Annotated in this window: 13 protein-coding genes; 2 read left to right on the top strand and 11 right to left on the bottom strand. The window is 68.5% G+C overall.

Going from position 1 to position 12,270, the window contains the following annotated elements:
* The 3 genes from WA944_RS26640 to mqo form a co-directional block, all read right to left on the bottom strand.
* On the bottom strand, positions 1 to 1,692 hold a 1,692-nt coding region (locus WA944_RS26640), incomplete at its 3' end, for an AAA family ATPase (protein WP_526647502.1).
* Between the two features lie 23 nt (positions 1,693 to 1,715).
* Positions 1,716 to 2,162 carry a GNAT family N-acetyltransferase gene (locus WA944_RS26635; protein WP_526374184.1) on the bottom strand — a complete coding sequence of 149 codons (447 nt, stop codon included), beginning with the start codon at positions 2,160 to 2,162 and terminating at the stop codon, positions 1,716 to 1,718.
* A gap of 13 nt (positions 2,163 to 2,175) precedes the next feature.
* On the bottom strand, positions 2,176 to 3,732 hold the full coding sequence (gene mqo / locus WA944_RS26630; RefSeq protein ID WP_526374185.1) for a malate dehydrogenase (quinone): 1,557 nt from the start codon (positions 3,730 to 3,732) through the stop codon (positions 2,176 to 2,178).
* A 139-nt stretch (positions 3,733 to 3,871) separates the two neighbouring features.
* Here mqo and WA944_RS26625 point away from each other — a divergent pair, with 139 nt between their 5' ends.
* Entirely contained in the window at positions 3,872 to 4,903 is a 1,032-nt protein-coding gene (locus tag WA944_RS26625; RefSeq protein ID WP_526373841.1) for an alpha/beta hydrolase, read from the top strand.
* Entirely contained in the window at positions 4,896 to 6,308 is a 1,413-nt protein-coding gene (gene mtr, locus WA944_RS26620) for a mycothione reductase (protein WP_526373840.1), read from the top strand. The genes WA944_RS26625 and mtr overlap by 8 nt, the downstream gene beginning before the upstream one ends.
* A 79-nt stretch (positions 6,309 to 6,387) precedes the next feature.
* Here mtr and WA944_RS26615 read toward each other — a convergent pair whose 3' ends face one another.
* The 8 genes from WA944_RS26615 to WA944_RS26580 form a co-directional block, all read right to left on the bottom strand.
* Positions 6,388 to 7,125 carry an energy-coupling factor ABC transporter ATP-binding protein gene (locus WA944_RS26615; protein WP_526373839.1) on the bottom strand — a complete coding sequence of 246 codons (738 nt, stop codon included), beginning with the start codon at positions 7,123 to 7,125 and terminating at the stop codon, positions 6,388 to 6,390.
* On the bottom strand, positions 7,122 to 7,895 hold the full coding sequence (gene cbiQ, locus WA944_RS26610) for a cobalt ECF transporter T component CbiQ (protein ID WP_526373838.1): 774 nt from the start codon (positions 7,893 to 7,895) through the stop codon (positions 7,122 to 7,124). The genes WA944_RS26615 and cbiQ overlap by 4 nt, the downstream gene beginning before the upstream one ends.
* Before the next feature lie 2 nt (positions 7,896 to 7,897).
* Entirely contained in the window at positions 7,898 to 8,269 is a 372-nt protein-coding gene (locus WA944_RS26605; RefSeq protein ID WP_526373837.1) for a PDGLE domain-containing protein, read from the bottom strand.
* The gene (locus WA944_RS26600; RefSeq protein ID WP_526373836.1) at positions 8,266 to 8,967 is read right to left on the bottom strand and encodes an energy-coupling factor ABC transporter permease; all 702 of its coding nucleotides are present in this window, start codon (positions 8,965 to 8,967) and stop codon (positions 8,266 to 8,268) included. The genes WA944_RS26605 and WA944_RS26600 overlap by 4 nt, the downstream gene beginning before the upstream one ends.
* Before the next feature lie 73 nt (positions 8,968 to 9,040).
* Positions 9,041 to 9,421 (bottom strand): ArsR/SmtB family transcription factor, encoded by a 381-nt coding sequence (locus WA944_RS26595; RefSeq protein WP_526373835.1) that lies wholly within the window; start codon positions 9,419 to 9,421, stop codon positions 9,041 to 9,043.
* A gap of 45 nt (positions 9,422 to 9,466) precedes the next feature.
* Positions 9,467 to 10,216, bottom strand: a complete 750-nt coding sequence (locus WA944_RS26590) for a FadR/GntR family transcriptional regulator (protein WP_370331816.1) — start codon at positions 10,214 to 10,216, stop codon at positions 9,467 to 9,469.
* Positions 10,217 to 10,230: 14 nt separating this feature from the next.
* Positions 10,231 to 11,007 (bottom strand): 3-oxoacyl-ACP reductase, encoded by a 777-nt coding sequence (locus tag WA944_RS26585; RefSeq protein ID WP_370331836.1) that lies wholly within the window; start codon positions 11,005 to 11,007, stop codon positions 10,231 to 10,233.
* The coding region (locus WA944_RS26580) for an aldehyde dehydrogenase family protein (RefSeq protein ID WP_526373834.1) at positions 11,004 to 12,270 on the bottom strand (1,267 nt) is incomplete at its 5' end. The genes WA944_RS26585 and WA944_RS26580, both read right to left, overlap by 4 nt.

Raw genomic sequence — 12,270 nt, 5'->3', positions numbered from 1 at the left:
CTCGCGCACCACCATGTCGCGGGCCGCCAGCAGGCCCTGCGCCAGCGGGGTCCGGCCCCCGGTGTCGAAGCGGGCCAATCTGCGGCTGGCGATGTGCACCGACGACGTCGGCGGTAGCAACACCTGGGCGTCCTGTTGCCGGAAGGTGATCACCGCCACCTTGTCCCTGCGCTGATAGGCGTCCCGCAGCAGGGACAGGGTGGCTCCGCCGACCGCCGACATGCGATCTCGGGCGGCCATCGAACCCGACGCGTCGACGACGAAGATCACCAGGTTGCCTTCGCGTCCTTCCCGTACCGCGCGCCGGACGTCCCCCGCCGACGGGCGCAGTCGCCCGGGCGTTGCCTGGTGTCCCGCTGCCGCCAGCAGCGTGGCGAACACATGCAGGCCGTGCCCGGCGTCGGCGTCGTGCGCTGCCGACACCACGGTGCCGGTGCGGTTGCGGGCACGGGACCGCCGTCCGGGTGCGCCTTCGCCGACGCCGGGAACGACGAGGGCCTTGGTCCGGAAGGCTTCCGAGGGCGGAGCACTCGAATTCGGCACCGAGGGCGGAGCACTCGAATCAGGCACCGAGGGCGGAGCACCCGAGTTCGAGCTGTTCGACGACGTCGGGCCCCTGGATGAGGGCTGCCCGTCGCCGTCGGGCAGCGCTTCTCCGCCGCCCGGAGGGTCCGGCTCCGGGTCGGGATCGGACGCGGGTGCATCGTCTGCGGACTCACCCGCCTGTTCCATCGCGTCGTCCAAGCGGCCCGGATCCAGACCCGGATCATCGAACGGATCGCGGCGGCGACGGTGTGGCAACGCGAGTTCGGCGGCCACCCGGATGTCCTGCGCGTCGACGGTGATCTCCCCCGTCGCTTCGCTCGCCGCCGTGATCTCCCCCGTCGCTTCGCTCGCCGCGGCCCGCCACGCGGCGTGCGCCACAGCCGTGCGCGCCACCACCAGATCAGCGCGCATCCCGTCGACGTCGAAGGCCGCACACAGCGCGGCGATCCGGCGTAATTCATTGTCGGGCAACACCACATCGGGTAGCAATGCCCGGGCCTTTGCGATCCGCGCAGCGATCTCGGTATCGGCTGCGGCGTGCCGTTCGGCGAACCCCGACGGGTCGGCCTCATAGGCCAACCGCGCACGGATCACCTCGACCCGCACATCCACGTCACGCGAAGCCGCCACGTCCACGGTGAGCCCGAACCGGTCCAGGAGCTGCGGCCGCAACTCCCCCTCCTCCGGGTTCATCGTGCCGATCAGCACGAAGCGCGCCTCATGGCTGTGCGAGACGCCGTCGCGCTCGATGTGCACCCGTCCCATCGCGGCGGCATCGAGCAGGACGTCGACCAGATGGTCGTGCAACAGGTTGACCTCGTCGACGTACAGCACGCCGCCGTGCGCCCGGGCCAGCAGCCCCGGCGAGAACGCATGTTCGCCGTCCCGCAACACCTTCTGCAGGTCCAGCGATCCCACGACGCGGTCCTCGGTGGCACCGATCGGCAACTCGACGAGCTGGCCGCCGAAATCGCCGGACGCCTTGAACGCCTCGGTGAGCACCTGCGCCAGACCTCGCACGGCGGTCGACTTCGCGGTGCCCTTCTCGCCGCGGATCAGCACTCCCCCGATGTCGGGCCGTACCGCGCACAGCACCAGCGCCAGCCGCAGACGGTCGTGGCCCACGACCGCGCTGAACGGGTAGATCGCCTCTGTCTGTGGGGATCTGGTCACGGCTTCACCATCGCCACATGCGGGATCCCGTCGTCGAGGAACTCCTCACCCTCGCGCACGAACCCGTGCCTGCCGTACATCTCCTCGAGGTAGGTCTGCGCGTTGATGTGACACGGGTAGTCACCCACCTCCGCCAGCGCGGCCTGCAACAGCCGGGCGGTGTGTCCGTGGCCGCGGTCGGCGCGTTTGGTACAGACCCGCCCGATCCGGAACGCCTTCTGACCGCCGGGATGCTCCTCCATCAGCCGCAACGTCGAGATCACTACTCCTTCAGGGCTTTCCAGCCAGAAATGCCGCGTCTCGGCCAGCAGATCACGGCCGTCCAACTCCGGGTACGGGGTGGCCTGTTCGACGACGAACACCTCAACGCGCAACTTGAGCAATTCATACAGCGTTGCGGCATCCAGATCCTTGGCCCAGCTGCGCCGCAGCGCCACCGTCATTCGGCGGACACCGTCATGCGGTCGCTGCGGTCGGGGAATGCTCGGTGCCCGCGCTGGATCCGTCGCCTGCGACGTCCGGAACGGCACTGGCCGGCTTGTCCAGTTTGAGCACCTTGGTGCCGTGCGCCCACACCTCCTCGAACAACGCAGGCTCGCCGGACAGTTCGGTACCGAGCGACGGGACCATCTCCTTGAGCTTGGGCAGCCAGCTCTGGTAGCGGTCGCCGAAGCAACGCTGCATCACGTCGAACATCGCGGGCACTGCGGTCGACGCGCCCGGCGACGCGCCGAGCAACCCGGCGATGCTGCCGTCGGCGGCCGTGAGCACCGTGGTGCCGAACTCCAGCACACCGCCCTTGCCCTTCGCTTTTCGGATCACCTGGACGCGCTGTCCGGCGATGTCGAGCTCCCAGTCGGAATCCTTTGCGCTGGGCGCGAAGTCACGCAGATTCTCCACCCGAGCCGATTCGCTGAGCACTAGCTGGCCGATCAGGTACTTCAGCAGCCCCATCTCGGTGAGCCCGACACCGAGCATCGAGACCAGGTTGTCGGGCTTGACCGAGAGCGGCAGGTCGGTGACCTTGCCCTGCTTGAGGAACTTCGGCGACCAGCCCGCGAACGGACCGAACAGCAGCCAGGATTTGTCGCTGATCACCCGGGTGTCGAGGTGCGGGACCGACATCGGCGGGGCGCCCAGCGGCGGCAGACCGTACACCTTGGCCTGATGCTTGGCCGTCAGCTCAGGATTGCCGGTGCGAAGCCACTGCCCACCGACCGGGAAGCCGCCGAAGCCCTTGGCCTCCTTGATGCCGGCCTTCTGCAGCAGCGGCAGCGCGTTGCCGCCCGCGCCGACGAAGACGAACTTGGCATTGAACTGCCGTGTCGCACCGGTGCGCCGATTGACCACCTTGGCCGTCCACGAACCATCGGAGTTCTGGCTCAGGTCGCGGACCTCGTGGCCGAACAGCGTGTCCATCCCCTGCTGAGCGCCGAAGCCGATCAGCTGTCGCGACAGCGAACCGAAGTCCACATCGGTGCCGTCCTGCGTCCAGTTCAGCGCGACAGGCTCGGAGAAGTCGCGCTTCTCGGCCATCAACGGCAGCCGCCGGGTGAACTCGTCGCGGTCGTTGATGAACTCCATCGAAGCGAACAGCGGGTTGCCGACGAGCGCCTCGTAGCGCCGCTTGAGGTAGTCGACGTTGTCCTCGCCCGAGACGAAGCTGACGTGCGGGATCGGGTTGAGGAAGCTGCGTACGTCCGGCAGCACGCCGTTCTCGACGGCGTAGGACCAGAACTGCCGTGACACCTGGAACTGCTCGTTGACGTGGACGGCCTTGGTGATGTCGATCGACCCGTCGGGCCGGGCCGGGGTGTAGTTCAACTCACACAGTGCCGAGTGGCCCGTGCCGGCGTTGTTCCACGGATCGCTGCTCTCTGCGGCCGCGCCGTCGAGACGTTCCACCAACGTCATCGACCAGTTCGGTTCCACCAGACGCAGCAGCGCGCTGAGCGTGGCGCTCATGATGCCCGCTCCTACCAGCAGGACGTCGGTCTTCTGTGGTTCAGACACTGTCTTGTCGGTCCTTCGTGGTCGTGGCCCGTCCCTCACGGCTTACCGGGTTCAGGTTATCCCGACACGGATGTCGCCAGCGTGGCGACCACTGCCCGCACTGCTCTCGGGCGGTCGGTTTCGACATAAGGTGGCTGTCGTGTCTGGATGGGAGCCCGACGTACTGGCCGGATACTGGCAGCGGACGTTCGCCCTCGGCCCCGATCCGGACGGGGAAGGCGAACTGGAAGCGACGCTGGTGCGGCGCGGGGAGCCGAATCGCTCGGCGGCGCGGGCGGTGCTGATGGTGCACGGGTTCACCGACTACTTCTTCAACACAGGGCTGGCCGAGCATTTCGCGTCCCACGGCTTCGCGTCCTATGCGCTCGACCTGCACAAATGCGGGCGGTCGCACCGGCAGGGCCAGACGCCGCACTTCACCACGAACCTGGCCCGCTACGACGCCGAACTGGAGCAGGCGCTGGACACCATCGCTGCGGAGACCGACGCTCCGGTGCTGGTCTACGGACACTCGGCGGGCGGTCTGGTGGTGTCGCTGTGGCTGGATCGTCGCCGTGCGGCCGCGGCACCGGCGAAAGGCGTGTCGGGGCTGATCCTCAACAGCCCGTGGCTGGATCTGCAGGGGCACCCGGTCCTCCGGACAGCGCCCACCTCGGCGGCGTTGCTGGCCCTGGGGCGGCTGCGCAAGCGGGCAGTGGTCCGTCGACCGTCCGACGGCGGCTACGGCACCACGCTGCACCGCGACTACGACGGCGACTTCGACTACAACCTGACCTGGAAACCGGTCGGCGGTTTTCCGGTCACCGTGGGCTGGATCCATGCGATCAGACGCGGGCAGGCCAGGCTGCACCGCGGTCTGGACGTCGGCGTGCCGAACCTGATCCTTCGTTCGGATCGCAGTGTGCGGGAAGTCAGCGACCCGGCCGCGATCCAGCGCGGCGATGCGGTCCTCGATGTCGCGCAGATCGCCCGGTGGGCGGGCTGCATCGGCCACCGCACCTCGATCGTGCCGATCGTCGACGCCAAGCACGACGTATTCCTGTCGGTGCCCGAGTCCAGGCAGCTGGCCTACGCCGAGCTGGACCGCTGGCTGCACTGGTACCTGACGGACCACCGCGCCGAGAACCCGGCGCCGCCAACACCATCGAGGAGACCTGACGCGCATGGCTGACTTCGACATCGCAATCATCGGCACCGGTTCGGGCAACTCGATCCTCGACGAGCGCTACCTCGACAAGCGGGTGGCCATCTGCGAGAAGGGCGTCTTCGGCGGCACCTGCCTCAACGTCGGGTGCCTGCCGACCAAGATGTTCGTCTACGCCGCGGGGGTGGCTCACCAGGCGCGCGAATCAAGCCGTTTCGGTGTCGACGCAAATGTCGACAGCGTCCGCTGGCCCGACATCGTCTCGAGGGTGTTCGGCCGCATCGACCCCCTGGCCAGCGGCGGCGAACAGTACCGGCGCTCCTCACCGAACGTGGAGGTGTTCGCCAGCCACACCCGCTTCGCCGCGCCCGCCCCCGGGGGCGGTTACCGGTTGCGCACCGACGACGGCGACGAGTTCAGCGCGGATCAGGTGGTGATCGCCGCGGGCGGGCGGGCGACGGTGCCGCCGGCCATCGCCGACTGCGGCGTCGCCTATCACACCAGCGACACCATCATGCGGATCTCGGATTTGCCCGAGCATCTCGTCATCGTCGGCGGTGGTTTTGTGGCCGCGGAGTTCGCCCACATCTTCTCGTCGCTGGGCACCAAGGTGACGATCGTGCTGCGCGGTACCACGATGCTGAGCCACTGCGACGACACCGTGTGCGAACGGTTCACCGACATCGCGAGCAGAAAGTGGGAGATCCGCAGTCGGCGCAACATCGTGCACGGCACTTCTGACGACACCGGGGTTACCCTGACCCTCGATGACGGTTCGACGCTGCACGCTGACACGCTGCTGGTGGCCACCGGCCGGGTCCCCAACGGTGATCAACTCGAAGCGCACCACGCCGGGGTCAAGGTGGAGGACGGACTGGTCGTGGTCGACGAATTCCAGCGCACCACCGCGCGGAACGTCTTCGCTCTCGGTGATGTCAGCTCGCCCTATCAGCTCAAGCACGTCGCCAACCACGAAGCTCGGGTGGTCAAGCAGAACTTGTTGCAGGACTGGGACGACACCGACAGTCTGATGCGGTCCAACCATCAGAACGTCCCCTCGGCGGTGTTCACCGATCCGCAGATCGCCTGCGTCGGGCTGACTGAGAACGAGGCGCGCGCGGCGGGCTACCACATCCGGTCGAAGGTGCAGGACTACAGCGACGTCGGCTACGGCTGGGCGATGGAGGACTCCACCGGGTTCGCCAAGCTGATCGTCGACGACGACTCCGGACTCCTGCTCGGCGCGCACATCATGGGGCACCAGGCGTCGTCGATCATCCAGCCGATCATCCAGGCGATGGCCTTCGACCTGCCGGCGCAGGACATGGCGCGCGGCCAGTACTGGATTCATCCCGCGCTGCCCGAAGTGGTCGAGAACGCCGTGCTGGCGCTGTGCGGGGAGCCGCCCTGGCCCCCGCCGCGGCGTCACTGACCGCCCGTCGCCGGAACGGTATTCCAGCAGGGCGCTTCTCGCGATTCTCCGCCTGGAATACCGTTCCGGCGGAAAGCACTCAGTGACGGACCGTGAAGCCCCACGGCAGCTCGAGACGGTGTGCGGCCAGCAACGTCTCATCGCCCAGGATCTCGTTGATGGCGCCGTCGGCGACCACCACGCCGTGGTCTACCACGACCGCACGGTTGCACAGCTGGGCCGCGTATGGCAGGTCGTGGGTGACGATCAACATCGTGGACTCCAGCGCCGAAAGAGTCTCGGCCAGTTCACGTCTGGCCACCGGGTCGAGATTGGCCGACGGTTCGTCGAGGACCAGGATCTGCGGATCACACGCCAGCACCGTTGCCAGTGCGGCACGGCGGCGCTGCCCCGCCGACAAATGGGTGGGGTTGCGATCGGCCTCCTCGGTCAGGGAGACGGTGGCCAGGGCCCGTGCCACCCGGTCGGCGAGTTGCCGGCCCCGCAGACCGAAGTTGGCAGGGCCGAACGCGACGTCCTGGGCGACGGTCGGCATGAACAACTGATCGTCGGGATCCTGGAACACCAGGCCGACTCGCTGGCGGATGTCGTGCAGGTTCTTGCGGTTCACCGGGGTTCCGCCGATGCGCACCGACCCCGAGGAGGCGGTGAGCACCCCGTTGAGGTGAAGCATCAGCGTGGTCTTACCCGCACCGTTGGGCCCGAGCACCGCGACGCGTTCACCCGCCGCCACGGTGAGGTCCACACCGTCGAGGGCCACATGACCGTCCGGGTAGACGTGGCGCAGGGCATCGACCTGCACCGCGACCGGCGTCATCGGAGCACCCACGCCGCCACCGACACGGTCACCGCGGCGGCGGCCGGGATCATCGTGGAGACCCATTGGCCCGGTACCGCCCGGGGCGGCGCACCGATCACCGCGAGATCGGGAACCCCACCGTCGAACCCTCGCGACAGCATCGAGTGATATACCCGTTCTCCCCGCTCATAGGACCGCAGGAACAACGCGCCGATACCGGTGGCGATGGCACGCGCCTGGTGCAGGGCACGCGGTGAGTCTCCCCGCGAGATCCGGGCCATCCGCATCCGGCTCGCCTCGGCAGCGAGCAGGTCGATGTAGCGGATCATCAGCACCAGCACCGAGGTGACCATCGCGGGCACGCCCAACCGGCTCAGCGCTGCGGGCAGCTCGGCCGCGGCTGTGGTGGCGGCCAGCGTCAGCGCAGCGGCCACACCCAGGGTGCCCTTGACGACGATGCCCCACGCCGCGTACAGCCCGGTCACCGACAGGTGCAGTCCCGCCACCTGGACACGCTCGCCCCCCTCGGCGAACGGCAGCAGCAGCGCGAGCACCAGAAACGGCGCCTCGATCAGCATTCGGGGCAGGATCCAGCGCAGCGGGATCCGGGCCAGCTGCCACACGGCGACCACGATCAGCGCAAACACCGCGTACGGCCAGAACATCTCCCGAGGAGTCGCGACGACCGCCAGCACGAAGATCAGCAGGCAGACGATCTTGACCTCGGCGGGCGCCCGGTGCACCGCAGAGTCGCCGTGCCGGTACAGCGGGTGGGCCCCGGCGCCCACGCCTATCGCCTGCTCGGCTCGGACACGTCCGGGTCGCTGGGGCTGCGGCGGGTGCGCGCGATCAGCCAGAAGCCGCCACCGGCGACCCCTACGGTGACGAGCACGCCGATGACACCCGCGACGCCGCCGGTGCCCTCGCGACCGCCGAGCGCGTAATCAGCCAAGGGTGAGTCGGCGAGGTCGTGCTCGTTGGCGTGCCGGGCGATGCAGTCCCCGGTCAACTCTTCGCCGTCACTGGTCTCGACGACCTCGCAGCCGCGCAACGTGGTCGAATCCAGCCCGTCGGGGCTCGAACTCGCCAAGTAGGAGACCACCCCGGCAATCAGCAGGGTGGCCGCGGCGAACGCCACCCAGAACCATTTGCGTTGCGTCATACCGGAACCTCCGCTCGCTGGCGCCGCATCAGGTAGACGAGGTCGGGACGCGCCCGCGCCACCGCCATCACGGTGACGGCGGTGATGGCGCCTTCACCGAGACCGATCAGGACGTGGGTGAGGAACATGTAGCCGGTCACGGTGCCCATGGATGCTGGGGCGGCCCCACCGATCGAGTACTCGAGGACGAAGCCCATTGCTGCGCAGACGGTTCCGACGAGTGCGGCGACGAACGCGACGAACCCGATGGTGCGCACCGACGGTTCGGCGGACCGGCGGCGCACCACCGAGTACAGCGCCACCGCCAGGCCGTACCCGGCCGCCACCCCGATGACCGCCATGTTGACGATGTTCATCCCCAGAGCGGTGACGCCACCGTCGGCGAACAGCAGGGACTGCACCACCAACACGATCGCGATGCACAGCGCGCCGGTATAGGGCCCGACCAGGATGGCGGCCAGCGCGCCACCGAGGAGGTGGCCGCTGACGCCGGGCAAAATCGGGAAGTTGACCATCTGCACGGCGAAGATGAAGGCCGCCACCAGGCCGGCCAGCGGCACGGTGCGCTCATCGAGTTCGGTGCGCGCCTTCCAGACGCAGATCCCCAGCGCGATCACCGCGATCGCGCCGAACGCCACCGACGTCGGGGCGTCGACGATGCCGTCGCTCATGTGCATGGCGTGGTGGTGGACGATCATCCGACGAGCCTATTCCGCCATCTGATCACCTGTCTAGCTGAGCAGATGAACAGCTTTCAGCCTGCCCGAACGGTCAGCGGTGACCGTGACCGGCATGCCTGGCGCCGATCCAGTGCAGCAGATCGTGGACGATGTCGTCGGCCAACCGGTAGCTGACCGAGCGGCCGCTGCGGGTACTCGCCACCCAGCCCTGCGTGCGCAGCACTCGCAGCGCCTGCGACACCGCGTTCTCCGAGCGCCCCAGCGCGGCCGCGAGATCGCTGACGCAGATTCCCGGCGCCCGGTGCAGGCTCAGCAGGATCTCCAGGCGATGCGGGTCGGACAGCAGGTCGAAACGTTGCGCCCAGCCGGCGGTGTCGACGTCGGACAGTGCCGACGACGCCAGCTCGATCACCGACGGATCCTCCACACCGCCAAATGTAGTCCTCGGCGAGCGTGCGGAGAATGCCGACATTCACGGCGTGTCGAGGTACAGACGCGCGCCCTCGCGGAGCGGCACTCAGTCGAGGAAGCCGTGCAGCAGCGCCGCCGAGGCCCAGACGTGCGCGGTCATCGTCTGCGCCGCGCTGTCGGCGTCACCGGCCAGGATCGCCAGCACGATCGCCTCGTGCTGTTCATCGGAGTGTTCGATGTTGCGTGCCAGCAGCGGGATCCGGTCGAGCAGTTCGTTGAGCCGCATCCGGTTCTGGGCGACCAGCGGCATCAGGGACGGCACTCCGGCCGCCTCGGCTATCGCCAGGTGCAGCCGGGAGTCCAGCCGCCGGTACGCCTCGGGCTCGGAACCGCGGACATCGGAAAGCCGGTTCCACAGCGCCTCCCGCTCGGTGGCGGTCAGCGTCCGGCCCGCCGCCAACCGCGCGGCGCCCACCTCGAGCACCTCTCGCAGTTTCAGCGCGTCGTCGATGTCGGCGCGGGTGAACCGGACCTCCTCGGCGCTGGGCGCCGGCAGCGCGTCGGCCAGGAAGGTCCCGCCGTAACGCCCACGGCGCGACACCAGGTATCCGGCGTCGGCCAGCGACTTGATCGCCTCGCGGACGGTGTCGCGGCTGACGCCGAGCCGGGCGGCCAGCTCCCGTTCCGGCGGCAGCGATTCACCCGGGTGCAGCACCCCCAACCGGATCGTCTGCAGCAGCCTCTCGACGGTGTCCTCGAACGCGTTGAGGGGCCGCACCGGGCGCAGCAACGCGTCACTGGCATCAGCTCCCTCGGGGGATCCAGCCCTGTCGCTCGCGTCCGGTGCTGCCGACATCGGTGTACGCCGCTCTACAACGGCGTGACGTAGGCCGAGCTGATGCCGCCGTCGACGAGGAACGACGACCCGGTGATGAACGACGCGTCGTCGCTGGCGAGGAAGGCCACCGCGGCGGCGAGTTCCTCGGGTTCGGCGAACCGGCCCACCGGCACGTGCACCAACCTGCGGGCGGCGCGTTCGGGATCCTTGGCGAACAGTTCTTTGAGCAGCGGCGTGTTCACCGGTCCGGGGCACAGCGCGTTGACCCGGATCCCCTGGCGCGCGTACTGCACACCGAGTTCCCGCGACATCGCCAGGACCCCTCCCTTGGACGCGGTGTAGGAGATCTGGGACGTCGCCGAGCCCATCACCGCGACGAACGACGCGGTGTTGATGATGGACCCCTTCTGCTGCGGGACCATATGCCGCAACGCCGCCTTGCAGCACAGGAACACCGACTTGAGGTTGACGTCCTGCACCCGTTGCCACGCATCCAGGCCGGTGTTCTCGATCAGGTCGTCCTCAGGGGGCGAGATGCCCGCGTTGTTGAACGCGATGTCGACCGAACCGTGCGTCTTGGCCGCGGTGTCGAACAGGGTGTCGACGGCCACCTCGTCCGAGACATCCACCGGGACAAAGGTTCCGCCGACCTCGTCGGCGACCTCTTTGCCCGATGCGGGATCCAGATCGCCGATGACGATCGTCGCGCCTTCGGCGTGCAGCCGCCGCACGCTGGCCAGCCCGATTCCGCTGGCGCCGCCGGTGATCACCGCGACCTTGCCGGCGAGTCGCTGGGTCAGATCCATCAGTGTGCAACTTCCTTCTCTGGTTGGACAGAAATGAAAACGTTCTTGGTCTCGGTGAACGACAGCGGCGCGTCGGGTCCGAGCTCACGGCCCAGCCCGGACTGCTTGAAGCCGCCGAACGGCGTGCTGTACCGGACCGACGAGTGCGAGTTGACCGACAGATTGCCGGCCTCGACGGCCCGCGACACCCGCAACGCCCGCGACAGGTTGTCGGTCCAGATCGACCCCGACAGTCCGTAAACGGTGTCGTTGGCCAGTGCGATGGCGTCGGCTTCGTCGTCGAACGGCAACACCGTGACCACCGGACCGAAGATCTCCTCGGTGACGGTGCGGTCGTTGCGCGGCGGTGTCAGCACCGTCGGAGGAAACCAGAATCCCGGACCCGCGGGTGCGGAACCCTGGAACACGATGGGCGCGTCCTCACCGACGAACCCCGCCACCGAGTTCCGGTGCGCCTCGGACACCAGCGGGCCCATCTCGGTGCCACCGTCACGTGGATCACCCACCACGACACCCTTGACAGCGGGCTCCAGCAACTCCATGAACCGGTCGTACACGTTGCGCTGCACCAGGATCCGGCTGCGGGCACAGCAATCCTGGCCGGCGTTGTCGAAGACCCCGTAGGGCGCGGTGGCCGCGGCCTGCTCCAGATCACAGTCGTCGAAGACGATGTTGGCGCTCTTGCCGCCCAACTCCAGGGTGACCCGTTTGACCTGTGCGGCGGCACCTGCCATCACCCGGGTACCGACCTCGGTCGATCCGGTGAACACGATCTTGCGGACATCGGGGTGGCTGACGAAGCGCTCCCCGACAACCGATCCCTTGCCGGGCAGCACCTGGAACAGACCGGAAGGCAATCCGGCGTCGAGGGCCAGTTCACCGAGCCGGATCGTCGTCAGCGGTGTCCACTCCGCGGGTTTGACCAGCACGGCGTTGCCGGCTGCGAGCGCCGGGGCGAACCCCCACGACGCGATCGTCATCGGGAAGTTCCACGGGGTGATCACCCCGATCACCCCCAGCGGCTCGTTGAACGTGACGTTGAGTCCGCCCGCAACGGGGATCTGCTTGCCGGACAGCCGCTCCGGCGTCGCGGAGTAGTACTGCAGGACATCGCGGACGTGCCCGGCCTCCCACCGGGCGTTACCGATCGGGTGCCCGGAGTTGGCGACCTCGAGAGCGGCCAGTTCCTCGACGTGCGCGTCCACGACGGCCGCGAACGCCCGCAGGGCCGCGGCGCGGTCGGCGGGGGCCCGGCCCGCCCAGTCC

Source organism: Mycobacterium sp. (genome assembly GCF_049683355.1).
Classification (GTDB): domain Bacteria; phylum Actinomycetota; class Actinomycetes; order Mycobacteriales; family Mycobacteriaceae; genus Mycobacterium.
This window is presented reverse-complemented; position numbering and strand designations above follow the sequence as displayed.

Bases quoted from the DNA above. Each gene is read 5' to 3' on its own strand.
- WA944_RS26635 (WP_526374184.1), bottom strand. From the start codon at position 2,162: ATGACGGTGGCGCTGCGGCGCAGCTGGGCCAAGGATCTGGATGCCGCA.
- mtr (WP_526373840.1), top strand. From the start codon at position 4,896: ATGGCTGACTTCGACATCGCAATCATCGGCACCGGTTCGGGCAACTCG.
- WA944_RS26615 (WP_526373839.1), bottom strand. From the start codon at position 7,125: ATGACGCCGGTCGCGGTGCAGGTCGATGCCCTGCGCCACGTCTACCCG.
- WA944_RS26605 (WP_526373837.1), bottom strand. From the start codon at position 8,269: ATGACGCAACGCAAATGGTTCTGGGTGGCGTTCGCCGCGGCCACCCTG.
- WA944_RS26600 (WP_526373836.1), bottom strand. From the start codon at position 8,967: ATGATCGTCCACCACCACGCCATGCACATGAGCGACGGCATCGTCGAC.
- WA944_RS26595 (WP_526373835.1), bottom strand. From the start codon at position 9,421: ATGTCGGCATTCTCCGCACGCTCGCCGAGGACTACATTTGGCGGTGTG.
- WA944_RS26590 (WP_370331816.1), bottom strand. From the start codon at position 10,216: ATGTCGGCAGCACCGGACGCGAGCGACAGGGCTGGATCCCCCGAGGGA.